This is a genomic window from Phenylobacterium sp. (assembly GCF_037138395.1).
In the GTDB taxonomy this organism is placed as follows: domain Bacteria; phylum Pseudomonadota; class Alphaproteobacteria; order Caulobacterales; family Caulobacteraceae; genus Phenylobacterium.
In genome coordinates this window covers 1-22,520 of the sequence record NZ_JBAXIM010000010.1, presented here as the reverse complement: position 1 = coordinate 22,520, position 22,520 = coordinate 1, and the positions used below count along the sequence as shown (strand labels likewise).

General features: G+C 69.1%; 24 protein-coding genes. 16 read left to right on the top strand and 8 right to left on the bottom strand.

Annotation, left to right across the window (positions count from 1 at the left end; all coding sequences use genetic code 11):
- Positions 1-25 precede the first annotated feature (25 nt).
- Positions 26-1,180 carry a saccharopine dehydrogenase NADP-binding domain-containing protein gene (locus WCJ52_RS01520; RefSeq protein WP_336901524.1) on the top strand — a complete coding sequence of 385 codons (1,155 nt, stop codon included), beginning with the start codon at positions 26-28 and terminating at the stop codon, positions 1,178-1,180.
- A gap of 9 nt (positions 1,181-1,189) precedes the next feature.
- Here the strand turns inward: WCJ52_RS01520 and WCJ52_RS01515 are convergent, their stop codons facing one another.
- From WCJ52_RS01515 to WCJ52_RS01500, 4 genes are all read right to left on the bottom strand, one after another.
- Complete coding sequence (locus tag WCJ52_RS01515) at positions 1,190-1,762, bottom strand: hypothetical protein (protein WP_336901523.1); 573 nt, start codon at positions 1,760-1,762, stop codon at positions 1,190-1,192.
- Between the two features lie 95 nt (positions 1,763-1,857).
- Positions 1,858-2,253 carry an MAPEG family protein gene (locus WCJ52_RS01510; RefSeq protein WP_336901522.1) on the bottom strand — a complete coding sequence of 132 codons (396 nt, stop codon included), beginning with the start codon at positions 2,251-2,253 and terminating at the stop codon, positions 1,858-1,860.
- 51 nt (positions 2,254-2,304) lie between these two features.
- The gene (locus WCJ52_RS01505) at positions 2,305-3,534 is read right to left on the bottom strand and encodes an argininosuccinate synthase (RefSeq protein ID WP_336901521.1); all 1,230 of its coding nucleotides are present in this window, start codon (positions 3,532-3,534) and stop codon (positions 2,305-2,307) included.
- 63 nt (positions 3,535-3,597) lie between these two features.
- Positions 3,598-5,523, bottom strand: a complete 1,926-nt coding sequence (locus WCJ52_RS01500; protein WP_336901520.1) for a potassium transporter Kup — start codon at positions 5,521-5,523, stop codon at positions 3,598-3,600.
- 160 nt (positions 5,524-5,683) lie between these two features.
- On the opposite strand from WCJ52_RS01500, the gene WCJ52_RS01495 reads away from it, so the two are divergent.
- Genes WCJ52_RS01495 through trmB form a run of 11 tightly spaced genes read left to right on the top strand, consistent with a single transcriptional unit; the run spans position 5,684 to position 14,941 of the window.
- A complete protein-coding gene (locus tag WCJ52_RS01495; protein WP_336901519.1) occupies positions 5,684-6,250 on the top strand; it encodes a NifU family protein in 567 nt (188 codons plus the stop codon).
- Between the two features lie 6 nt (positions 6,251-6,256).
- Complete coding sequence (tsaB, locus tag WCJ52_RS01490; protein WP_336901518.1) at positions 6,257-6,889, top strand: tRNA (adenosine(37)-N6)-threonylcarbamoyltransferase complex dimerization subunit type 1 TsaB; 633 nt, start codon at positions 6,257-6,259, stop codon at positions 6,887-6,889.
- On the top strand, positions 6,886-7,317 hold the full coding sequence (locus WCJ52_RS01485) for a GNAT family N-acetyltransferase (protein ID WP_336901517.1): 432 nt from the start codon (positions 6,886-6,888) through the stop codon (positions 7,315-7,317). Before tsaB ends, WCJ52_RS01485 begins: the two co-directional genes overlap by 4 nt.
- Before the next feature lie 32 nt (positions 7,318-7,349).
- Positions 7,350-7,757 carry a Fur family transcriptional regulator gene (locus WCJ52_RS01480; protein WP_336901516.1) on the top strand — a complete coding sequence of 136 codons (408 nt, stop codon included), beginning with the start codon at positions 7,350-7,352 and terminating at the stop codon, positions 7,755-7,757.
- Positions 7,750-9,102 (top strand): tRNA (N6-isopentenyl adenosine(37)-C2)-methylthiotransferase MiaB, encoded by a 1,353-nt coding sequence (miaB, locus tag WCJ52_RS01475; RefSeq protein WP_336901515.1) that lies wholly within the window; start codon positions 7,750-7,752, stop codon positions 9,100-9,102. Before WCJ52_RS01480 ends, miaB begins: the two co-directional genes overlap by 8 nt.
- Positions 9,099-10,052, top strand: coding sequence for a PhoH family protein (locus tag WCJ52_RS01470; protein WP_336901514.1), 954 nt, complete (start codon positions 9,099-9,101; stop codon positions 10,050-10,052). The genes miaB and WCJ52_RS01470 overlap by 4 nt, the downstream gene beginning before the upstream one ends.
- Positions 10,053-10,066: 14 nt before the next feature.
- On the top strand, positions 10,067-10,540 hold the full coding sequence (gene ybeY / locus WCJ52_RS01465; protein ID WP_336901513.1) for an rRNA maturation RNase YbeY: 474 nt from the start codon (positions 10,067-10,069) through the stop codon (positions 10,538-10,540).
- Complete coding sequence (locus WCJ52_RS01460; RefSeq protein ID WP_336901512.1) at positions 10,527-11,414, top strand: hemolysin family protein; 888 nt, start codon at positions 10,527-10,529, stop codon at positions 11,412-11,414. Before ybeY ends, WCJ52_RS01460 begins: the two co-directional genes overlap by 14 nt.
- A 2-nt stretch (positions 11,415-11,416) precedes the next feature.
- Positions 11,417-13,036 carry an apolipoprotein N-acyltransferase gene (gene lnt / locus WCJ52_RS01455; RefSeq protein ID WP_336901511.1) on the top strand — a complete coding sequence of 540 codons (1,620 nt, stop codon included), beginning with the start codon at positions 11,417-11,419 and terminating at the stop codon, positions 13,034-13,036.
- Positions 13,033-14,253: a methionine adenosyltransferase gene (gene metK, locus WCJ52_RS01450; protein WP_336901510.1), complete on the top strand. Its 1,221-nt coding sequence runs from the start codon at positions 13,033-13,035 to the stop codon at positions 14,251-14,253. Before lnt ends, metK begins: the two co-directional genes overlap by 4 nt.
- A gap of 7 nt (positions 14,254-14,260) precedes the next feature.
- The gene (gene trmB, locus WCJ52_RS01445) at positions 14,261-14,941 is read left to right on the top strand and encodes a tRNA (guanosine(46)-N7)-methyltransferase TrmB (protein WP_336901509.1); all 681 of its coding nucleotides are present in this window, start codon (positions 14,261-14,263) and stop codon (positions 14,939-14,941) included.
- A 4-nt stretch (positions 14,942-14,945) separates the two neighbouring features.
- Here the strand turns inward: trmB and WCJ52_RS01440 are convergent, their stop codons facing one another.
- From WCJ52_RS01440 to rlmN, 3 genes are read right to left on the bottom strand one after another with little or no spacing between them, the layout of a single operon-like run.
- Entirely contained in the window at positions 14,946-15,779 is an 834-nt protein-coding gene (locus tag WCJ52_RS01440) for a serine protease (protein ID WP_336901508.1), read from the bottom strand.
- 9 nt (positions 15,780-15,788) lie between these two features.
- Positions 15,789-16,217: a DUF350 domain-containing protein gene (locus tag WCJ52_RS01435; RefSeq protein ID WP_336901507.1), complete on the bottom strand. Its 429-nt coding sequence runs from the start codon at positions 16,215-16,217 to the stop codon at positions 15,789-15,791.
- A gap of 10 nt (positions 16,218-16,227) precedes the next feature.
- Positions 16,228-17,430, bottom strand: coding sequence for a 23S rRNA (adenine(2503)-C(2))-methyltransferase RlmN (rlmN, locus tag WCJ52_RS01430; protein ID WP_336901506.1), 1,203 nt, complete (start codon positions 17,428-17,430; stop codon positions 16,228-16,230).
- A gap of 153 nt (positions 17,431-17,583) precedes the next feature.
- Here rlmN and WCJ52_RS01425 point away from each other — a divergent pair, with 153 nt between their 5' ends.
- The 4 genes from WCJ52_RS01425 to WCJ52_RS01410 are packed head-to-tail and all read left to right on the top strand — an operon-like array spanning position 17,584 to position 21,866.
- Positions 17,584-18,588, top strand: coding sequence for an NADPH:quinone oxidoreductase family protein (locus WCJ52_RS01425; RefSeq protein WP_336901505.1), 1,005 nt, complete (start codon positions 17,584-17,586; stop codon positions 18,586-18,588).
- Positions 18,589-18,613: 25 nt separating this feature from the next.
- Positions 18,614-19,483, top strand: a complete 870-nt coding sequence (locus WCJ52_RS01420; RefSeq protein ID WP_336901504.1) for a glucose 1-dehydrogenase — start codon at positions 18,614-18,616, stop codon at positions 19,481-19,483.
- Complete coding sequence (locus tag WCJ52_RS01415) at positions 19,480-20,394, top strand: DMT family transporter (RefSeq protein ID WP_336901503.1); 915 nt, start codon at positions 19,480-19,482, stop codon at positions 20,392-20,394. Before WCJ52_RS01420 ends, WCJ52_RS01415 begins: the two co-directional genes overlap by 4 nt.
- Before the next feature lie 53 nt (positions 20,395-20,447).
- On the top strand, positions 20,448-21,866 hold the full coding sequence (locus tag WCJ52_RS01410) for a coniferyl aldehyde dehydrogenase (protein ID WP_336901502.1): 1,419 nt from the start codon (positions 20,448-20,450) through the stop codon (positions 21,864-21,866).
- An 81-nt stretch (positions 21,867-21,947) separates the two neighbouring features.
- Here WCJ52_RS01410 and WCJ52_RS01405 read toward each other — a convergent pair.
- A partial coding sequence (locus tag WCJ52_RS01405; RefSeq protein WP_336901501.1) for a hypothetical protein occupies positions 21,948-22,520 on the bottom strand: 573 nt, incomplete at its 5' end.

Below are 22,520 nucleotides of genomic sequence, written 5' to 3'. Positions count from 1 at the left end.
CCTCCTGTCAGACAGGGAGAGACCCATGCGGGCCGACGCGGAATTCGACATCATCGTCTACGGAGCCACCGGCTTCACCGGCCGCCTCGTGGCCGAGCACCTGGTTCGTACCCAGCCGCCGGGGGGCGAGGTCTCCTGGGCCATGGCCGGCCGTTCCGCGGACAAGCTGGCTGAGGTCCGCGACCTGATCGGCGCCCCGGCCTCCACGCCCCTGGTGGTCTGCGATGCCGCCGACCCCGCCCAGCTGAGTGCCATGGTGCGCCGCGCAAAGGTCATCGTGACCACTGTCGGGCCCTACCAACTGTATGGGTCCGACCTCGTCGCCGCCTGCGTAGAGGCCGGGACCGACTATTTGGACCTGTGCGGGGAATCCAACTGGATGGCTGAGATGGTCGCCGCCCACCACGAGGCCGCCCGGGCCTCGGGCGCGCGCATCCTCTTCTCCTGCGGCTTCGACTCCATCCCCTTCGAGCTGGGCGTCCTGTTCGCCGAGGAGACGGCCAAGCGCCGCCTCGGCCACCCCGTCCCGCGGGTAAAGGGCCGTGTGCGGAACATGCGCGGCGGGCTGTCCGGCGGAACCGCCGCCAGCGGCGCCGCGACCATGGACGCCATCCGGCGCAACCCCGCCCTGTTCCAGCTGATGATGGACCCCTTCGCCCTGACGCCCGGCTTCATCGGCCCGGCCCAGCCGTCAGGCAATGAGACGGCCTTCGACGAGGACGTCGACGCCGAGGTCGGTCCCTTCATGATGGCGGCCATCAATACCAAGAACGTCCACCGCTCGAACTTCCTTCAGGGCCATCCCTGGGGGACGGACTTCGCCTACGACGAGATGTCCGTCACGGCGCCGGGCGCCAGCACGTCCTTCACGGACCTCGGCGGTGCCGGCGCCCCGAAGCCGGGCGAGGGGCCCAGCCTCGAGGAACGCGAGAACGGCTTCTACGACATCCTCTTCGTGGGTATCGGCGCCGACGGGCGAAAGGTGCGGGTCTCGGTCAAGGGTGACCGCGACCCTGGCTACGGCTCGACCTCCAAGATGATGGCCGAGACGGCGATCCAGCTCATCCGCACCCCGGCGACGGCGGGCGGCGTCTGGACCCCGGGTGCGGCCCTGGGCGTGCCCCTGATCGAGCGCCTGGCCGCCCGTGCGGGCCTGACCTTCACCGATGAGACGGTCTAGCTTCCGACCTTAAGGTCCGACTCGCCCATCATCAGGGCGCTGAATCCGCGGGCCCAGGTTCTCGATCACGGCTCGGGCGTCGAAGGCTTCGGGGTCATCCGCCCGCTTCGGGCCGCGACCGAGGACGATCTCTGCAGAGGCGGTGAACTTCTCGATCGTGGAGGCCTCTAGGGGCTGACGGCCGAAGGGCCCCTCCATCCAGGGATCGTAGGTTCGCCACCCATAGGAGCCGTAGTACCGCCAGTAGGGGTTCCAGTAGGGCAGGGGCGCGGGTCCGGGGTCCATCCGCAGGGTGGTCTTCCGGTCTGTATCCCGGGAGACGAGGGTGAAGGTGTCGTAGCCGTTGGCCAGGGCCAGCTCGGCCGCCCGGTAGGCCAGGTAGAGCTCGACCGTCTCGCGGGAGGTCAGGCTGTTTCCGGAGAAGCTCACCCGGTAGCGCCCGGGCTCGATCCGCACATCCGAATACCCGCCCAGCCCCGGGGACTCGGCCAGCAGGGGCTGGTAGGGCGTCGCGGTGGTGCAGGCGGACAGGCCCGCCGCAAGGGCGAGGCCGGCGGCCAGGGCGAGGGTCTTCAGTCGCATCGGGAACTCCAGCGGAGACGGGAGCGAAGAGGGTCGCGCCCATCTTCGACGAAACTATGGCGGGAGGTCAGGCCCAGGAGATCAGGCCCAATACTTCAGGCGATAGCCGAGAGGACCGCCTTGAATAGGGCCCCGAAGAGCAGGACTGCCGAGGCAATCATCTGCACCATGAAGCCCAGCTCGCGCTTGTCCGCCGATGCGGAGTAGCCGACCGCGTAGAGCACCCGGCCGACGATCCAGACGAGGCCGATGCCAGCCGCCAGCAGGTCGCCCCAGTAGTGGGCGAACAGCCAGAGGGAGCCGAGGAAGATCGGCAGCCACTCCAGGGTGTTGCCCTGGACGCGCAGGTAGCGCTCGAGCGTCGGATCGCCGGACATGGCGGGGGCGGCGATACCGGACGTGCGGCGGGCGCCGCCGACCCGGACCCCCATCCAGACATAGGCCAGCAGGGCGAGAAGGGTGACGACGGCGGTGAGGTTCGGGAAGCTCATGTGGATTCCTCCAGTTTCCGGGAGGGTGACATGCTCCGCCCCGGGAGGGAACTACCCTCTGTTCCGCCGGTCCCGACGGGCCTGGACCCGCAGCCGCAGGGCGTTCAGCTTGATGAAGCCGGCGGCGTCGCGGTGGTCGTAGGCCACCGCACCCTCCTCGAAGGTGACGAGGTCCTGGTCGTAGAGCGACCAGGGGCTGGTGCGGCCGATCACGGACACATTGCCCTTGTACAGCTTGACCCGGACCTGGCCGGTGACGTGCTTCTGGGACAGGTCGATGGCCGCCTGCAGCATCTCGCGCTCAGGAGCGAACCAGAACCCGTTGTAGATCAGGCTGGCATAGCGCGGCATGAGCTCGTCCTTCAGGTGCATGGACCCGCGGTCGAGGGTGATGGACTCCATGCCCCGGTGGGCGGCCAGGAGGATGGTGCCACCGGGGGTCTCGTAGACCCCCCGGGACTTCATGCCGACAAAGCGGTTCTCCACCAGGTCCAGCCGGCCGATCCCGTTGTCGTGGCCCAGCTGGTTCAGACGGGTGAGGAGCGTCGCCGGGCTCATGCGCACGCCGTCGATGGCCACGGGGTCGCCGCCCTCGAAGTCCAGGGTGAAGACGGTGGGCTCGTCCGGGGCGTCCTCCGGCGAGAGCGTGCGCATGTGCACGAACTCCGGTGCTTCCACGGCCGGATCTTCCAGCACCTTGCCCTCTGAAGAGGAGTGCAGGAGGTTGGCGTCGACGCTGAAGGGCGCTTCGCCGCGCTTGTCCTTGGTGATCTGGATCTGGTGCTGTTCGGCGAACGCCAGAAGGGCCTCCCGGGACTTGAAGTCCCACTCCCGCCAGGGGGCGATGACGTGGATGTCGGGCTCCAGGGCATAGTAGCCCAGCTCGAACCGGACCTGGTCATTGCCCTTGCCGGTGGCGCCGTGGCTGACGGCGTCGGCACCGGTCTGGCGGGCGATGTCGATCTGCTTCTTGGCGATAAGGGGCCGGGCGATGGAGGTGCCCAGCAGGTACTGGCCCTCGTAGACGGTGTTGGCCCGGAACATGGGGAAGACGTAGTCGCGGACGAATTCCTCGCGCACGTCCTCGATGAAGATGTTCTCGGGCTTGACCCCGGCGGCCAGGGCCTTGGCCCGGGCCGGCTCGATCTCCTCGCCCTGGCCGAGGTCGGCGGTGAAGGTCACCACCTCGGCCCCGTACTCGGTCTGCAGCCACTTCAGGATGATCGAGGTGTCGAGGCCGCCGGAATAGGCGAGGACGACTTTCTTGATGTCTCGGGTCATGGCGGGCAATCCGAAGGGACGACGGGGGGGCTCTAGCGTTGACGGGGCGGGGTGCGCAAGGCCTCAGACGGTGACCTGGGTGCCCAGCTCGACCACGCGGCCCGGCGGGATCTTGTAGAAGTCTGTCGGGTTAGCGGCGTTGCGCATCAGGAAGATGAACAGCTTGTCCTGCCACAGGGGCATGCCCGAGCTGGCAGACGCCACCACCGACCGGCGGCCAAGGAAGAAGCTGGTGGCCATGATGTCGAACTTCAGCCCCTGCTGCCGGCAGAGGGTCATGGCCCGGGGAATGTTCGGGCTTTCCATGAAGCCGTAGGACACGGTCAACCTCTTGAAGTCCGCGTTGACCGGTTCGATCCGGATGCGGTTCTCGTCCCGAACCCGGGGGGTCTGGGCGGTGATCACGGTCAGGATGATGTTGCGCTCATGCAGCACCTTGTTGTGCTTCAGGTTGTGCATGAGCGCCACAGGGGCGACGTCGGGGTCCGAGGTCAGGAAGACCGCCGAGCCCGAGGCCCGGTGGGGCGGCCGGGCCAGGAGCATGTCCGACAGATCGGCCAGGGCGACGGAGTCCTGGTGGGTCTTCTCGCTCAGGATCCGGGTGCCCCGGTTCCAGGTCCACATGATCACCACCAGCAGCGCGCCCAGGACCAGGGGCAGCCAGGCCCCCTGGGGCAGCTTGAGCATGTTCGAGGAAATAAAGACGATGTCGAGAAGGCCGAAGACCGCTGCGGCGAGCCCCGCCACCCAGAGGGGCTTCTTCCACATGTACCGAATGATCACGAAGAACAGCAGGGTGTCGACGAACATGGAACCCGTGACGGCGATACCGTAGGCCGCCGCCAGATTGGACGAGGTCTTGAACGAGAACAGCAGCACGATCACGCCAATCATCAGGAAGGTGTTCACCTGGGGCACGTAGATCTGCCCGGCCTGGGTCTCGGAGGTGCGACGGATGTCCATGCGAGGCAGCAGTCCCAGTTGAACCGCCTGCTGGGTCATGGAAAAGGCGCCGGTGATCACGGCCTGGCTGGCGATTACGCTCGCGGCGGTGGCCATCAGCAGGACCGGCCAATAGACGGCGACCGGGATCATCCCGAAGAAGGGGTTGCCCCGCGCCTCGGGGTGGGCCAGCACCAGGGCGCCCTGACCCAGGTAATTCAGAACCAGGGACGGAAGGACCAGGTAGAGCCAGGCTGCCCGGATGGGCCCCTTCCCGAAATGGCCCATGTCGGCATAGAGCGCCTCGGCCCCGGTGACCGCCAGGAAGACGCTGCCCAGGATGACGAAGCCGACGAAGCCGTTGTCCAGCAGGAACAGGATCCCGTAGTGCGGCATCAGGCCCCGCAGGACCGAGGGGGTCTCGAAGATGTGGAAGACGCCCAGCGCTCCCAGGATCAGGAACCAGGCGGCGGTGATGGGTCCGAACGCCCGGGCGATTCTCGCTGTGCCCCGGGACTGGACCAGGAACAGGATGATGAGGATGGCCGCCGAGATCGGCAGCACGAGGGCCCCGAGCTCGGGGCTGACCCCCGGGGCGTCCCTCAGGCCCTCGACTGCGCCGAGCACCGAGATGGCCGGGGTAATGACCCCGTCGCCGTAGAACAGGGCCGCCCCGACCATTCCGAGGAAGAGGACCGCGCCGGACCGCTTGGACAAGGCCCTCTGGGCCAGAGCCATCAGGGCCAGGGTGCCGCCCTCGCCCTTGTTGTCCGCCCGCATCAGGAAGACGACGTACTTGACGGTCACCACCAGGACGAGGGCCCAGGTGATCAGCGAGATGACGCCCAGGACAGAAAGCTCGGAGGAGACGTCCGCCCGCGAGTGGGCGAGGGCCTCGCGCATGGCGTAGATGGGGCTGGTCCCGATGTCGCCAAAGACCACGCCAAGGGCACCCAGGGCGAGGGCCCCGAAGCCATCGCCGTGTCCTTGGTGGGAGTTGGTCGAGGTGGGGGGCGCGTCGCCCGAAGACCCAGCCACTTCCGCCATGTTTATCCCCGGGGGGCCTGCGCCCCGCCCCGGCGGCTACATGCCGACGGGCGCCGGGGGCGATACACCCTTTCCTGTGAGGGTTCAATGCGCGCCACAGGATGCCCCCTTGGCCTGCAGTGATCTTGCGTCGCGGCCCGCAAGGGCCCAAATCTGTTGCATGTTCATCCAGACTGAAACCACACCGAACCCTCAGGTCCTGAAGTTCCTGCCCGGCCGCGTCGTCATGGAGGCCGGATCGCGGGACTTTCGATCCGCCGAGGAGGCCGGGGCCTCGCCCCTGGCCGCCGCGATCTTCGACCTCGACGGCGTGAACCGCGTCTTCTTCGGCGCCGATTTCCTGACCGTCGGAAAGCTTGTCTCGGCGGACTGGGACCATCTCAAGGCCCCAGTCCTGGCGGCGATCATGGACCACTTCACCTCTGGCCAACCCCTCTTCGGGGTCGGCGCTGAGGCGGCGGGGGACGAGGGCACCTACGAGGGCGAGACGGCCCAGGTGGTGGCGGAGATCCGCGAGCTACTCGACACCCGCATCCGGCCGGCCGTCGCCCGGGACGGCGGCGACATCCTGTTCGACCGCTTCGAGCCTGACACCGGAACCGTCTGGCTGCACATGCGCGGCGCCTGCGCCGGATGCCCCTCGTCCTCCGCCACCCTCAAGTCGGGCGTCGAGAACATGCTCAAGCACTATGTCCCCGAGGTCGTGCGGGTCGAACAGACCCTCTAGGCCGGCGTGCGGGTCCTCGCCATCGACACCTGTCTGGCGGCCTGCTCTGTTGCCGTCCTGGACGGGGAGAGGCCGGTGGTCTCGACTTCGGAGCCCATGGACAGGGGACACCAGGAGCGCCTGGCCCCCCTGGCGCAGGAGGTCATGGCCCGTGCTGGCCTGGCCTTCGCAGAGCTCGACCGCATTGCTGTCACTTTGGGCCCGGGGTCCTTCACCGGCCTCAGGGTGGGCCTGGCCTTCGCCAAGGGCCTGGGCCTGGCCCTCGGCCGCCCGGTGATCGGCCTCGGCTGCCTCGAGGTCCTGGCTGCGCCCTTCGCCGGGTCGCCCGGTCGGACCCTGGTTCTCCTGCCCGGTCGGGGAGAGGCGATCTGCCATCAAGTCTTCGAGGGCGGCATCGCCCGCGGACCCCCGGTCCTCGGGCCTGAGGCGGACCTGGAGGCCCTGGCGCCTGTGGCGCGGATCCTGGGCGACGTCGCCCTGGCGCCGGGCCGCTTTCCGGGGGCCGAGAGACTCGCCCTGGCGGTTCCCGACGTCGCGGTCGCCGCGCAGATGGCCGTCCTGCGCCCGCCCGGACCCCTGATCCCGCTCTACATGCGTGCACCGGACGCCCGCCTGCCGGGTGGCAGGTTGCCGGAGTGACCGTCCGCCGCGCCGGGACCGGGGACCTTGGCGCCCTCGCCGACCTCCATGCCACCGCCTTCAGTCCCGGCTGGAGCGCCGCCGAGATCGCCGCCCTGGGCGCCGTCGCCCTGATCGAGGACGGGGCCGGCATGATCCTGGTCCGAACCGTCGCTGGGGAGGCCGAGATCCTCACCGTGGGCGTCCGACCGGAGGCGCGCGGCGCTGGCGCCGGTGGCCGGCTTGTCCAGGCGGCCCTCGGGGCCGCACGTGCGGACGGCGCAGAGCGGGTCTTCCTGGAGGTCGCCGAAGACAACCTCGCGGCCCTGAGGCTCTACGCCGGCTGCGGCTTCGGGGAGGTCGGGCGGCGGAGGCGTTACTATCCCCGCCCGGACGGCGGGGCGGCTGACGCCCTTGTTCTGCGGCGAGCGCTTAACACGGAGCCTTGAAGACCCTATTCTCAGGGCGAGGAGACCCCCGCTTGGACCGTATCGCGAACCTCTGCATCGCCAAGGGCATGCGCATGACCGACCAGCGCCGGGTGATCGCCCGGGTGCTTTCGGAGTCCCAGGACCATCCCGACGTGGAGGAGCTGCACCGCAGGGCCCACGCCGTGGACCCGCGCATCTCCATTGCGACCGTCTATCGCACGGTGCGGCTGTTCGAGGATTCGGGGATCATTTCCCGGCATGACTTCCGGGACGGCCGCTCCCGCTACGAAGAAGCGCCCGAGACCCATCACGACCACCTGATCGACATGACTACCGGCAAGGTGATCGAGTTTGTCGACGCCGAGATCGAGGCCCTCCAGGAAGCCATCGCCCGGCGGCTTGGCTACCGCCTTGTCGATCACCGGCTGGAGCTCTACGGCCTTCCCATCCATGAGTGACCCGTCCGCATCGCCAACTCGGCGGCTCTACATCCGCACCTACGGCTGCCAGATGAATGTCTACGACAGCGAGCGCATGGCCGATGTCCTGGCCCCTTTGGGCTATGTCCTGACCGAGCGGCCGGAAGAGGCCGACCTCGTTGTCCTGAACACCTGCCACATCCGGGAGAAGGCCACCGAGAAGGTCTATTCCGAGCTGGGACAGCTGAAGGCCCTCAAGGCCGAGCGGGCCGCCGCCGGGCTGGGCATGACCATTGCCGTCGCCGGCTGCGTCGCCCAGGCCGAGGGCGAGGAAATCCTCCGCCGCCAGCCGGCGGTCGACCTGGTGGTCGGACCCCAGGCCTACCACCAGCTGCCCGAGCTGATCGCCCGGACCCATCGTGCCCGCGGCGACCGCCTGGCGGCCGACTTCGCCCCCGAGGCCAAGTTCGACGCCCTGGGTGCTGCCCGGACGACGTCTGGCGTCACCGCCTTCCTCACCATTCAGGAAGGCTGCGACAAGTTCTGCACCTTCTGCGTCGTGCCCTACACCCGGGGGGCGGAGTGGTCGCGCCCGGCAGGCGACATCCTCGCCGAGGCCCGGTCCCTCGCCGCCCGTGGGGTGCGCGAGGTCACCCTCCTGGGCCAGAACGTCAACGCCTGGTCGGGAGAGGGCGGCCTTGGCGGCCTGGCCCGCCAGCTGGCCCGGATCGAGGGTCTGGACCGGATCCGCTACACCACCAGCCATCCCCGGGACATGGACGATGACCTGATCGCTGCCCATGCCGACCTGCCCCAGCTCATGCCCTACCTGCACCTGCCCGTGCAGTCTGGGTCCGACCGGATCCTCAAGGCCATGAACCGCGGCCATACCGCCGAGTCCTACCTGCGCCTGGTAGAGAAGATCCGCGCCGTCCGTCCCGACATCGCCCTGTCCGGCGACTTCATCGTCGGCTTTCCCGGCGAGCGCGAGGCCGACTTCGAGGCCACCCTGGCCCTGGTGCGGGAGGTCGGCTACGCCTCGGCCTTTACCTTCAAGTATTCCCGGCGACCCGGGACCCCGGCGGCGGCCCAGCCCGGACAGGTGGACCTCGCGGTGATGGACGAGCGGCTGGCCCGCCTCAACGCCCTGATGGAGTCCCAACAGAAGGCCTTCAACACCGCCCAGGAGGGACGCATCCTGTCTGTCCTCTTCGAAAAGCCCGGCCGCCAACCGGGCCAGCTGTCCGGCCGCAGCCCCTACCTGCAGGCCGTGCACTGCGACGGCCCCGCCGAACTGATCGGCCGGATCGCCTCTGTCCGCATCGACGCCGCCGCCCGGATGAGCCTGGCGGGGACCCTTGTTGCTGAGACCCAGACCGCATGAGCCGCACTGCAGAGTTCGTCACCCTTTCCGACGCCGCCTCCCGGGCGGTCTCAGGCCCCTCCAGCCGACATGCAGCCCTGATCGAGGACGCCTTCGACGTCCTGGTGGAGACCCCCGGCGGGGGCGTTGCCCTGACCGGTGACGTGCGCGGCCGCGCCTCTGCCAAGAAGGTCTTCGAGTCCCTGGCCCTCCGCGCGGAACGGGGACTGGAGGTCGCTGAGGCGGACGTGCGCGTGGCCATCGGCCAGGCCCGGACCGGGCGCGGCTCGCCGCCCGGCGCCCTGCCCTCAGGCCGTCGGGGCCCCGTGTCGCCGCGGACCCCCGCCCAGGCCCGCTATCTCGAAATCCTGGCCCACAACGACCTGGTCTTCGGGCTTGGCCCCGCCGGCACCGGCAAGACCTTCCTGGCCGTGGCCGCCGGCGTCGGTGCCCTCCTGCGGGGTGATGTCGAACGGCTGATCGTCTCGCGCCCGGCAGTGGAGGCCGGCGAGCGTCTGGGTTTTCTTCCTGGCGACCTGACCGAGAAGGTCGACCCCTACATGGCGCCGGTCTGGGAGGCCCTGACCGACATACTGGGCCCCGAGCAGTTCCGCCGCCGCCGGGAGAAGGGCGAGATCGAGCTTGCGCCCATCGCCTTCATGCGGGGCCGGACCCTGTCCGAGGCCTATATCATCGTGGATGAGGCGCAGAATTGCTCCCGTATGCAGATGCGTATGGTCCTGACCCGCCTGGGTGAGAGGGCCAAGATGGTCGTGACCGGCGATCCCAGCCAGATCGACCTGCCCCACCCCCGGGATTCTGGCCTGGCCCATGCCGTCGCCCTTCTGGAGGGCGAGAAGGGCATCGGCATCGCCCGCTTCGGGCCTGAGGATGTTGTGCGCCATCCCCTGGTCGAGCGGATCGTCCGGGCCTACGAGGCCGATAGCCGCCCGCCGGGCTCTGCTGAATGACGCCGGATTCCGGGATGGGTGGGATCGACGTGCTCGTAGAGGGTGGCAACTGGGGTTTCGGCTCCGCGGACGCCCCAGGCCTTGCCCGGAAGGCTGCAGAGGCCGCCCTGGCGGCAGCGGACGCCCGGGGCGGTCTGGCCATACTCCTGGCCGACGACGCCCGCCTGGCGGAGCTGAACGCCGCCTTCCGGTCAAAGGTCGGACCTACCAACGTCCTGTCCTTCCCGGCCCCCGCCAATCCCGGGGGCTGGCTTGGTGATGTCGCCCTGGCATTCGAAACCTGCCGGGGGGAGGCCGAGGCCCAGGACAAGCGCTTTGAGCATCACCTGCAACATCTCGTGGCGCACGGCGTCCTGCATCTTGTAGGCTATGACCACGAGACCGACGAAGAGGCCGCCGAGATGGAGGGCCTCGAAACGGAAATCCTGGCTGGCCTGGGGGCACCTGACCCCTACGCCGCCGAAAGAGGAGACCATGGCCAGTCATGAAGCGCCCGCCCCGGAGGGGCGACAAGGGCGGGGCCTCGTAGGCCGGATCCTCCGGATCTTCGGGGCCCGCGACCGGACCCCTGACGCCACAGCGGCGGCGGCTCTGGCGGAGTCCGCCGGGGGCCGCCTGGTCGACCAGGCCCAGGCCTTCCAGTCCCTGAGGGTCGACGACGTCATGACCCCGAGGGCAGATATCGTTGCCGTCGAGGTGGACACCCCCTTCGACGAGGTCGTCGCTCGCTTCATCGAAGCCGAGCACTCCCGAATGCCCATCTACCGGGAGACCCTCGATGATCCCCTGGGCGTCGTCCACGTGAAGGACGTCTTCAAGCAGATGGCCACAGGTGTCCGGCCTCGCGGCCGCCGGGGCGCGGCGGCGGAATCGGTCCTGATGCGGCTCAGGCGGGACGTCCTCTACGTGCCCGCCTCCATGCGCGCCGCCGACCTGCTCCTGCGGATGCAGGCCACCCGCACCCACATGGCCCTGGTGATCGACGAGTTTGGTGGCACGGACGGCCTGGTGTCCCTGGAGGACCTGGTCGAGGCTGTGGTGGGCGAAATCGATGATGAACACGACGAGGCCCAGGTCGCCGGCGTCATGGCGAGGCCGGACGGCGCCTTCGATGCCGACGCCCGGGCGCCGCTGGAGGAGCTCGAGGCCATGCTCGGACTCGACCTGACGCCGCCGGACATGGATGAGGAGATCGACACGGTCGGAGGCCTGGTCGCCGCCGTCGCCGGCCGGCTTCCCCGCCGGGGCGAGGTGATCGCCTTTCGCGATGGCTATGAGATCCAGGTGCTGGACGCCGACCCTCGCCGGATCAAGCGGGTCCGGATCCGCCCCTCCACCCCGCCGCCGCCTCCCGCAGACTGACCTTGCCTCCGCGCTCCGCCGTCCTGGCCGGCCTCGCCGCCCTCGCCGGCGGTGTCCTGGCCGCCCTCGCCTTCCCACCCTTCGGCCTCCTGCCGGGACTGGCGGGCTTTGCCCTGATCCTCTGGGCTCTGGACTGCCCCGCCTCTCACCCCCTCCGCGCCGCGGCCTTCCGGGGCTGGCTCGCTGGCCTGGGCTATTTCTCGGTTTCGGTGGCCTGGATCGTCGAGCCCTTCCTGGTGGACGAGCGGACCTATGGCTGGATGGCGCCCTTCGCCCTCGTCCTGATGGCCGGCGGCCTGTCCCTCTTCTGGGCGGCAGCGGGCGCGGCCTGGCGTCGCCTCCGGCCTCAGGGCGGGGCCCGTGTCCTGATCTTCGCTGGGCTCTTCGCAGGGGTCGAGTGGCTGCGCGGGCACCTCCTGACGGGCTTCCCCTGGAACCTACCGGGTGAAGCCTGGCCGGCGGGTTCGCCCCTGTCCCAGGGCGCTGCCGTCGTGGGTGCCTACGGCCTGACCTGGATGACCTTGGCCCTTGCCGCCGCGCCTGCCTGGATCCTTGACCCGGGTTCCCCGGGCCGCAGGCTGGCGCGGGCTGCCATCGTGCTGGCGCCCGCCCTCGTTCTCTTCGCCTGGGGGGCCCACAGGGTCGCCGGGACACCTGCCGGGGCGGCGGGTCCCCGGGTCCGCATCGTCCAGGCGGATATTGACCAGAAGACCAAGTGGCGCCCGGAGAACCTGCCCTCCATCTTCAAGACCTACCTTGACCTGACCCGCAGCCCGGCGGCCCAGGCCCCTGACATCGTCGTCTGGCCAGAGGGCGCCCTGCCGGCGATCATCAATGACCTTATGATCCCCGGACAAGGCTGGCGGGAGGCCCTGGCTTCCGCCCTCGCGCCCGGCCAGGTCCTGGCCATGGGGGCCAACCGGGCCGAGGCCCGGCCCGACGGGGGCGTCGCCTACTACAACAGCCTCGTCCTGCTGGAGGGGACCGGGTCCGACCTGGCGGTCGCCGGCGTCTACGACAAACACCACCTTGTGCCCTTTGGGGAGTTTATTCCCCTCGGCGACCTGGCCGGGCGGATCGGCCTGCGCAGCCTGGTCCACATGCCCGAGGACTTCACCGCCGGACCACCACCCCGACCCCTCCATCTTGCCCGCCTGCCGGCGTTCCAGCCGATGATCTGCTATGAGGCCCTCTTCCCGGGTTTTACCCGCGCCGCCGCCCGGCGGGCCGGCGAGCGGCCAGCCTGGATCCTGAACATCTCCAATGACGCCTGGTTTGGCCGCGCCTCCGGACCCTGGCAGCATCTCAACATGGCCCGCTACCGTGCCATCGAGGAGGGCCTGCCCATCGTGCGCTCCACGCCGACGGGGGTCTCCGCCGTGATTGATTCCAGCGGCCGGCTCACCGGACCCGTCCTCGGGCTCGGCACTGTCGGCGTCATCGACCGGCCCCTGCCCGCCGCCCGCCCGCCGACGCCCTATGTCCGCTTCGGCGACGGCCCCTTCCTGGTCCTGCTGCTGATCTCAGCCGCGCTTGCAGGACATAAAGAAATCTTTATAGGACTTTTCCAGCAAAGGCGCTCACGTGGGGCAAGCCGCGATACAGACGGAGCCGTCAATTGACCCGCCCCTCCTACATCTTCACCAGTGAAAGCGTTTCCGAAGGCCATCCCGACAAGGTGGCGGACCGGATTTCCGACACGGTGGTCGACGCCTTCATTGCCGCCGATCCCGAGGCCCGGGTCGCCTGCGAGACCCTGGTCACCACCAACCGGATCATTCTCGCCGGCGAGGTACGTGCGACACGACCCGGCGCCGACAAGACTGAGAACCGAGCCTTCACCCGGGAGGTGATCTCGACCCTCGAGCCAAAGGTGCGGGAGGCCGTCCGTGACATTGGCTACGAGCAGAAGGGCTTCCACTGGAAGAGGGCGAAGTACGCCTGTCACCTGCACGGCCAGTCGGGCGACATCGCCCAGGGCGTCGATGCCTCCAACGCCAAGGACGAGGGCGCCGGCGACCAGGGGATCATGTTCGGCTACGCCTGTGACGAGACCCCGGCCTTCATGCCAGCCACGCTACAGTACTCGCACGAGATCCTGCGCCGCCTCGCCGCCGCCCGCCGCTCGGGCGAGATGAGCTTCCTCGAGCCCGACGCCAAGAGCCAGGTCACCCTGCGCTACGAGAACGGGCGGCCAGTCGAGGTCACCCAGCTCGTCATCTCGACCCAGCACGCCCGGCGGATCGGCCTCAGGCTCGCCACCCCCGCCCGGATACAGGACGCCATCCGGCCTCTGGTTGAGGGCGTCTTCCCCGACGGCCTCCTCACGCCCAATACGGTCTGGCACGTCAATCCTACCGGTCGCTTCGTCCAGGGCGGCCCCGACGGTGACGCTGGCCTGACAGGCCGGAAGATCATCGTCGACACCTATGGCGGGGCTGCGCCCCATGGCGGCGGCGCCTTCTCGGGCAAGGATCCCACCAAGGTCGACCGCTCGGCCGCCTACGCCTGCCGCTACCTGGCCAAGAACGTGGTGGCGGCCGGGCTTTCTCGCCGCTGCACGATCCAGATCAGCTATGCCATCGGGGTTTCGGCGCCCCTGAGCTTCTACGTCGACCTGCACGGCGAGGGCGATATCGATCCCGCCAAGCTGGAGACGGCCCTGCCCGAGATGATCGGTGGCGCCACGCCTGCGGCCATCCGCCGGCATCTGGGCCTCAACCGGCCGATCTACGCCCGCACCTCCGCCTACGGCCACTTTGGGCGTGAGCCGGATTCTGATGGCGGCTTCTCCTGGGAGCGGACGGATCTGGCGGACGCCTTGCGCGGGCTGGCCTGACCCCCGCGTGGAGGCCCCGCCGCCCCTGCGATCCTTCGGGCGCATCCGTTCGCGGACGCTGAAGCCTCGGCAGGCCTCGCTCCTGGACACCCTGCTACCGTCCCTTCGCCCGCCAGCCGAGGGACCCGTCGACCCGGCCGGTCTCTGGCCCGCCGCTGCGGAGACCTGGCTGGAGGTGGGCTTTGGCGGCGGCGAGCACATGGCGGCCCAGGCCGCGCGCCATCCGGACGTCCTGATCCTGGGTGCCGAGCCCTTCGTGAACGGCGTCGCCAGCGCCCTTCGCCATGTGGACGACCTGGGGCTGTCCAATGTTCGTATTCACGACGGCGACGTCCGCGATCTGATGTCGCGCCTGCCCGATGCCAGCCTGCGGCGCATGTTCGTCCTGTTCCCGGATCCCTGGCCCAAGCTTCGCCACCACAAGCGCCGGCTGCTCAGCCCGGCCTTCGTCGCAGAGGCCGCCCGGCTCCTGGGTCCCGCTGGACGCCTGAGGTTGGCTACGGACTGGGCCGCCTATGCCGACGTCATGCTGGCTGTGGTCCTCGCCGATGGGCGCTTCGATTGGCCGGTCCAGTGCGCCGCAGACTGGCGGGAGCCGCCGGCGGACCATTCCCCGACCCGCTACGAGGCTAAGCGCCTGGGCGACTGCGCGCCCGTCTGGCTCGACTTCATCCGCCGCCCGGCCTGAGGGCTCAGGCCGGTTCTAGACAGATGACCCGGGCCACCCGCAGGTCCCGCCTCAGGCTGTCGGCGACGATGCCGTAATTGCCTGTGGTGACGGACTCCCCGACGGCGCCGGGCTCGGGCTTCTCGTTGGCGGACCGCAGGGCGCCCAGGAGGGTCTCGGGCGAGGTGGTGTAGATGCGGCCCCGGCGCGGCGACTCCGCCACGGTCACGCCGATGACCCGTCCGGCGTCGTCCAGGGCCGGCGCCCCGGACAGGCCTGCCAGGCTCCCCCGTAGCTGGTCCGTCCGCCCGGTCTCGGCCCAGACCAGGACTGGCTCGGTGCGTTCTCCACGGCCGCGGATGACCATGTTCTCCCGACCGATCAGGCGGGAGGTGGCTTCGCCGGGCCGGCCCTGCGGGAAGCCGGGGTGATAGGCGCGCTCGCCCCGCCTGAGGGTCCGGCCGATGGCGATCGGCAGGGGTGCCGATCCGCCCTCCGTGGTCAGGATCGCGACCTCGCCGTGCGGGTCGATGCGCACCTCTGCGGCGACGCCGCGGCCCTCGGACACGACCACCGCCGCCCTGCGGCAGCCGTCGACCACATGTCGGGCGGTGATCCAGACGCCCCGGTCGTCAATCGAGAAGGCGGTCCCGGAACCGGGTTCCGGCATTGCCGGCGCGTCGACAATGACCGAGGGGTCGAAGGGCGAGGCGGGCCCGAGGGGAAGGCCCTCTCCCGCCGCTGGCGGCGGTGGCGGTGGCGGCGCGTCTGCACGCTCCCGCCGGCCGACCGCCACCACGATCACAGCCAGGATGATGGCGATATAGACCAGCCAATCGCTGAGCCGCGGGAAGTGCACGGCCGTCTCCTACCCCGCGACAGCGGCGGCGAGCACGATGGCCGAGGCAAGCTTGGCCCCTGCCAACAGCACGGCCGCGGATATCTCGCCCTCCCGGATGCGCCCGGGAAGCCCGTGGAGCATGAGGTCGACGATGCGGAAGACCAGCAACTGCACCACGACGGTCGGCGCGCCCCACATGATGATCTCCAGCAGGGAGGCCGAGGCGGTCATGGCGGCGGCGAGGGGCAGGGCCAGGCCTACCAGGACGCCTGCGAAGGAGAGGGCGGCGGCGGCGTTGCCCTCGCGGATCAGGGCGATCTCGCGATGCGGGGTGAGCACCAGGTAGAGGCCTGCGCCCGCGACGAGGATGGCCAGGGTGGTCGCGGCGTGCAGCAGGGCCAGGGGAAACCCAGCGGCGAAAGCCAGGATCTCAGGAGAGGCGAGGGCGTTCGGCATGGGGCTTCCTTCAGTCCGGGTCCCGGGAATCTGTTCCCGCAGAGTCGCCTGCGACGACGGCGCGGTCCCGGGCGCGGCGCACGGACGCCCGCTCCTTCTCGCTTTCGCTCTTGAGCTGGCCACAGGCGGCCAGGATGTCGCGACCCCGGGGGGTGCGGATGGGCGAGGCGTAGCCCGACCGGTTCAGGATAGCGGCGAAGGCCTCGATGGCCCCCCAGTCCGAGCAGACATAGGGACTGCCGGGCCAGGGGTTGAAGGGAATGAGGTTGATCTTGGCCGGAACGCCGGCCAGCAGGTTCACCAGGGCCCGGGCCTCGGCTGGGCTGTCGTTCACCCCCTTGAGCATGACGTACTCGAAGGTCACCCGGCGGGCATTGCTCAGGCCGGGATAGGCCCGGATGCCAGCGAGCAGTTCGGCGATGGGATACTTCCGGTTGATGGGCACCAACTCGTCGCGCAGGGCGTCGTTGGTGGCGTGAAGCGAGATGGCGAGCATGGCCTGGGTGCGCTCGCCCAGGGCCTGGAGCTCGGGAACCACCCCCGAGGTGGAGACGGTGATCCGCCGGCGGGAGATGGCGATCCCCTCGTTGTCAGCGATGATGTCGATGGCGTCGGCCACGCCGTCGAGATTGTAGAGCGGCTCGCCCATGCCCATGAAGACGATGTTGGAGAGCCGGCGATCCTCCTTGGGCGAGGGCCATTCGCCCAGTTCGTCCCGGGCCACCTGGACCTGGGCGACGATCTCGGCCGCCGTCAGGTTGCGCACCAGGGGCTGGGTGCCTGTATGGCAGAAGGTGCAGTTGAGGGTGCAGCCGACCTGGCTGGAAACGCACAGGGCCCCGGACCGGCCGACGTCCGGGATGTAGACAGTCTCGACCTCGATGCCGGGCGCCATTCGGATCAGCCACTTCCGGGTCCCGTCTACCGAGACCTGGCGGGCGACCACCTCGGGGCGCGACAGGTCGTAGGCGTCGGAGAGGGCCGCCCGCAGCTCCTTGGCCACGTCGGTCATCTGGGCAAAGTCTGTGACCCCGTAGTGGTGCATCCATCGCCAGAGCTGCGAGGCCCGCATCTTCGCCTTGCCGGCCTGCACCAGGCCGCCCGCCTCCAGCGCGGCCACGAGGGCCGGCCGGGTCAGGCCCGTCAGGTTCGGTCGCCGCGCCGGGGCGGCGGCGGCGTCTCGGGACCGGGAAAGGTCAAGGGTGATGGTCACGGAAGCCTCGGCAAAGGGAGGGGGGACTATAGGCGAGGCCGGGGCGCCCGCCAAATCCGCTGATTCTTTGGCCCCGACGGCTTCCGCGCGCAGGACGGCTGGGCTAGCGTGCGCGGCTATCGCTACGCGCGCAAAAAATTGGGGGAGAGAGACATGAAAGCGGTCCTGAGCAAGGTGGTCGGCGGCCCCGAAACCCTGGTGATCGAGGACATTCCCGCCCCCGCCCTGCGCCCAGGCGGGGCCCGGGTGCAGGTCAAGGCCGTCGGCATCAACTTCCCGGACGTCCTGATCATCGAGGACAAGTACCAGTCCAAGCCCCCGCGGCCCTTTGCCCCGGGCGGCGAGGTTTCGGGGATCGTCACCGAGATCGCCGATGGCGTCACCGAGGTGAAGGTGGGTGACCGCGTCCTGGCCCAGATCGGCCATGGCGGCCTGGTCGAGGAGATCGTCGCCCCCGCCGGGCGCCTGACCCCGATCCCGGACGCCATGCCCTACGATGAGGCCGCCGCCTTCATCCTCACCTACGGCACCTCCTACCACGCCCTCAAGGACCGGGGTCACCTGAAGGCCGGCGAGACCATGCTGGTCCTCGGCGCAGCCGGCGGCGTCGGCCTGGCGGCCGTCGAGCTGGGCAAGGCCATGGGCGCCCGGGTCATCGCCGCCTGCTCCACCCAGGAGAAGGTCGACCTCGCCATCCGTCACGGCGCCGAATCCGGCGTGGTCTACGGTCGGGGTCCCTTTGACCGCGACGGCCAGAAGCAGCTGGCCCAGCTCTTCAAGGCGGCCTGCGGAGAGGCGGGCGCGGATGTCATCTACGACGCCATTGGCGGCGACTATGCCGAACCCGCCCTGCGCTCCATCGCCTGGGAAGGCCGCTACCTCGTGATCGGCTTCGCCGCCGGCGAGATCCCCCGGATCCCCCTGAACCTGCCCCTGCTGAAGGGCTGCGACATCGTGGGCGTGATCTGGGGCAACTGGACGGCCCGCAATCCGGACCTCTTCCAGAAGGCCAACCTCGAACTCATCGACCTCTACGCCCAGGGCAAGATCAAGCCCTACGTCTCCGAGCGCTTCGCCTTTGCGAAGGCCGCCGACGCCATCGCCCACCTGGGCAGCCGCAAGGCCATGGGCAAGGTTGTCGTCACCCTCGGCGACTGAAGCGTTTCGGACAGGAGATACGGACATGGCTGGAAGGCTCGACGGCAAGGTGGCGATGATCACGGGGGCGGCCTCAGGCATTGGCCTGGGAACCCTGGAGCTCTTCGTCTCGGAGGGGGCAAGGGTGATCGCCGCCGACGTCCAGGACGAAAAGGGCGCCATGCTTGAGCGCCGGTTCCCGGACGCCGTGCGCTATGCGCGCTGCGATGTCACCGCCGAGGCGGACATCGCAGCGGCCGTGGCCCTGGCCGAGAGCGCCTTTGGTGGCCTGGACATCCAGTTCAACAATGCCGGCATCTCGGACCGGATGGGGGCCATCACCGAGGTCACCGCCGACGGCTGGAACTGGATCTTCGACATCCTGGTCCGGGGCCCGGCCCTGGGCATGAAGCATGCGGTTCCTGCCATGCTGAAGCGTGGCGGCGGGTCGATCATCAACACCGCCTCCATCGCCGGCCTGCAGGCGGGCTGGGGTCCGATCGCCTATTCCACGGCCAAGGCCGGGGTGGTGCACATGAGCCGCTGTGCCGCCGCCCAGCTGTCGCCCCAGGGCATCCGGGTCAACGCCATCTGCCCGGGCCTGATCGCCACCTCCATCTTCGGCGCCACCATGGGCATGACCCGGGACGCCGCCGACCAGATGGCCGCCCTGGTGGCCCAAAACGCTAAGATCGCCCAGCCGGTGAAGAAGCCCGGCCTGCCCCAGGACATCGCCCAGGCCGCCCTCTACCTGGCCTCCGACGCCTCGGCCTTCGTGACCGGGACCCACCTGGTGGTGGATGGCGGCATCACGGTGGGCTCGCGGCACAGCTGGGACCCCGAGGCCGGGTCTCCGTTTGCAGCGATCTTCGGGGAGTCCCTCATGCAGATGGCTCCGGGCTCCGGACAGGGTTGAACCGCGCCGCGGCCGCCTTCGCCGGGCTTTCCCCCAACGTCCGGGGTGCCCTCTGGATGACGGCGTCGGCCCTGGCCTTCACGGTCATGTCGACCCTCATCAAGTTCCTTGGCGCGGGCTATTCGCCGGGGCTGCAGACCTTCTACCGCCAGGCCGCGGGCTTCGTGATCCTGTTGCCGATCATCCTGCGGCAAAGGTCAGCAGCCTTCGCCACCACCCGGCCCGACCTGCTGGTCTTCCGGGCTGCGGCGGGGACCCTGGGCACCATGCTGTCCTTCTATGCCTTCCAGAACATGCCCCTGGCGGACGCCAACGCCTTGTCCTTCACCCGTAGCCTCTGGCTGGTGCCCCTGGCCGCCTTCGTGGTGGGCGAGCGGATCGGACCCCTGCGCATCTTCGCCGCCCTGGCGGGTTTCGCCGGCGTGCTGATCATGGTCCGTCCCGGCGTCGGGGGGCACTTTGCCCTGGGGCTACCGGCCCTGGCCATGCTGGCCTCGTCCTTCCTCTTCGCCCTGACGGTGACGGGCATGAAGGTGCTGACCCGGGACCACGCCCCGACGGTTCTCCTGGTCTGGGCGGCGACGCTCGGGATGGTGTTCTCGATCCCGGGGGCCCTGTTGTCCTGGCGCTGGCCCGAGCCCGTGGACCTGGCCCTGCTGTCCGTGATGGGGATCATGGGCACCGCGACCCAGGCCTTCTACATCCGTGGCATGGCCGTCGGCGAGGCGGCCGCCATGGCCCCGGTGGACTATATCCGCCTGGTATTTGCCGCCGCCGTGGGCTTCTTCCTGTTCGCCGAGATCCCCACCGTCTGGACGATCCTGGGCGCCGCCGTGGTGGTAGCCTCCACCCTCTTCATCACCTGGCGCGAGCACGCGGCGTCCCGCAGGGTCGCCGCTGTACGCTCTTGACGAGATCGCAATCGCTGGGCCTCTTCACTCCCAGTCAGACCGGAGGGATCCCCATGGACATGCAGGCCATTCTCGAGCGCCAGAAGGCGGCCCACCTGCGCGACGGCGAGGCCAGCGCAGCGCTCCGGATCGAGCGCATCGACCGCTGCATCCGGCTGCTGAGGGAAAACCGCCAGGCCATTGAGGAGACCCTCAACACCGACTTCGGCTCCCGGTCCCGGGAGGCCACGGCCTTCACCGACATCGCCGGCTCCATCGGCCCCCTGCAGCATGCCCGGGACAATCTTGCCAAGTGGATGCGCCCCGAGAAGCGCAAGCCGACCCCCGCCATCCTGGGCCTGTTCGGCGCCAAGGCGGAGGTGCGCTTCCAGCCCAAGGGTGTGGTGGGGGTGATCAGCCCCTGGAACTTCCCCGTGAACCTGACCTTTGCGCCGCTGGCGGGCATACTCGCGGCGGGCAACCGGGCCATGATCAAGCCCTCGGAGTTCACGCCGGCCACTTCCGAACTTATGCAGACGATGTTTGCAGGCGCCTTCTCGGAGGAGGAGATCGCCGTGGTCATCGGCGGACCTGAGGTGGGCGAGGCCTTCTCGCGCCTGGCCTTCGACCACCTGATCTTCACCGGCGCGACCTCGGTCGCCCGCCACGTTATGCGGGCCGCGGCCGAGAACCTGGTGCCTGTCACCCTGGAGCTCGGCGGCAAGAGCCCGGTGATCCTCGGCAAGTCGGCCGACCTGAAGGTGGCCGCCGCCCGGGTCATGAACGGCAAGACGCTCAATGCGGGCCAGATCTGCCTGGCTCCCGACTATGTCCTGGCGCCGAAGGACCAGGTTGAGGGCTTTGTCGCCGCCGCCCGCGCCTCCGTCGCCACCATGTTCCCGACGATCAAGGACAACCCCGACTACACCTCGATCATCGCCCAGCGGCACTATGACCGGATTACCGGCTACATCGACGACGCCCGGGCCAAGGGCGCACGGGTGATCGAGCTCAAGCCCGAGGGCGAGGACCTTTCCCAGCAGCCCCATCGCAAGATCGCACCGACCCTGATCCTCGACCCCACCGACGACATGAAGGTGATGCAGGAGGAGATCTTCGGTCCGGTCCTGCCGGTGAAGAGCTACGAGACCCTCGACGAGGCCCTGGCCTATGTGAACGACCACGACCGGCCCCTGGGCCTCTACTACTTCGGCGATGACCCCGCCGAGCGCGAGGAGGTGCTCAACCGGACGACGGCTGGGGGCGTCACCGTGAACGACGTGATCATGCATGTGGCCCAGGAAGACCTGCCCTTCGGCGGCGTTGGCCCTTCGGGCATGGGCAGCTATCACGGCGTCGACGGCTTCCGGGAATTCAGCCACCGCAAGGCCATCTTCAGCCAGATGAAGAACGACATCGGTCCACTGAAGATGCTGCGCCCGCCCTACGGCCCCGGCATCCGCAAGATGCTGGACGGCCAGATCAAGGCCTAGTCCTGGCCGCGCGGGACCTGGAGAGGTTCCGGGCGCAGGCCTCGATCGATGTCAGCGCCGCGTATCCAGGAGTGGCCCTCCTCAGAGCGTGAAATACTTGCTGCGGGCATGCCCAATCGCATTCTTACGTGTCAGCGACAAAACGGGGTCATACACCCAAACGTTGCTTGGATCTTTGCTGTCCGGGCGGAGGATCAGATGAAGTGTCCCGGCTCGGGTTTCGACGATGACCTCATAAGGCGTGGTCGGAACGGAGTCTTCCGGATGTCCGTCGAAGAGATGGGTCAACGCCCTCACGAGCGGTCGCGGATCGCTGACCTGAGCACCATCAACACTCACGCGCACGACGCCGCTGGCGAGAAAGGCTTCATATCGGTCAAGTACGACGGTTCGCTCCAGCTCAGGGAGTGCGATGCACCAGGAGAACGAGATGGTCAGCAGCATCGCCCATGCCGTCAGATGGCGGAGACTGGGCGGCGGCGCTCGCCAGACGCGGACCCTCAGCGCCACAATCAGCGCCCAGACCAGAAGCGCCGCGAAAAGCCCGAACCCGATCAGCGATGAAAGGTAGATCCCATGATCCCAGGCCTGCAACCGACTGAAGATCGCCGCGTTCGTCATCGTTACTCTCTCTCGAAGACCCCCGCGATCGCA

Coding starts and splice junctions, on each gene's coding strand:
- WCJ52_RS01520 (WP_336901524.1), top strand. CDS start 26: ATGCGGGCCGACGCGGAATTCGACATCATCGTCTACGGAGCCACCGGC.
- WCJ52_RS01515 (WP_336901523.1), bottom strand. CDS start 1,762: ATGCGACTGAAGACCCTCGCCCTGGCCGCCGGCCTCGCCCTTGCGGCG.
- WCJ52_RS01510 (WP_336901522.1), bottom strand. CDS start 2,253: ATGAGCTTCCCGAACCTCACCGCCGTCGTCACCCTTCTCGCCCTGCTG.
- WCJ52_RS01505 (WP_336901521.1), bottom strand. CDS start 3,534: ATGACCCGAGACATCAAGAAAGTCGTCCTCGCCTATTCCGGCGGCCTC.
- WCJ52_RS01500 (WP_336901520.1), bottom strand. CDS start 5,523: ATGGCGGAAGTGGCTGGGTCTTCGGGCGACGCGCCCCCCACCTCGACC.
- WCJ52_RS01495 (WP_336901519.1), top strand. CDS start 5,684: ATGTTCATCCAGACTGAAACCACACCGAACCCTCAGGTCCTGAAGTTC.
- miaB (WP_336901515.1), top strand. CDS start 7,750: ATGAGTGACCCGTCCGCATCGCCAACTCGGCGGCTCTACATCCGCACC.
- WCJ52_RS01470 (WP_336901514.1), top strand. CDS start 9,099: ATGAGCCGCACTGCAGAGTTCGTCACCCTTTCCGACGCCGCCTCCCGG.
- ybeY (WP_336901513.1), top strand. CDS start 10,067: ATGGGTGGGATCGACGTGCTCGTAGAGGGTGGCAACTGGGGTTTCGGC.
- WCJ52_RS01460 (WP_336901512.1), top strand. CDS start 10,527: ATGGCCAGTCATGAAGCGCCCGCCCCGGAGGGGCGACAAGGGCGGGGC.
- WCJ52_RS01435 (WP_336901507.1), bottom strand. CDS start 16,217: ATGCCGAACGCCCTCGCCTCTCCTGAGATCCTGGCTTTCGCCGCTGGG.
- WCJ52_RS01425 (WP_336901505.1), top strand. CDS start 17,584: ATGAAAGCGGTCCTGAGCAAGGTGGTCGGCGGCCCCGAAACCCTGGTG.
- WCJ52_RS01420 (WP_336901504.1), top strand. CDS start 18,614: ATGGCTGGAAGGCTCGACGGCAAGGTGGCGATGATCACGGGGGCGGCC.
- WCJ52_RS01410 (WP_336901502.1), top strand. CDS start 20,448: ATGGACATGCAGGCCATTCTCGAGCGCCAGAAGGCGGCCCACCTGCGC.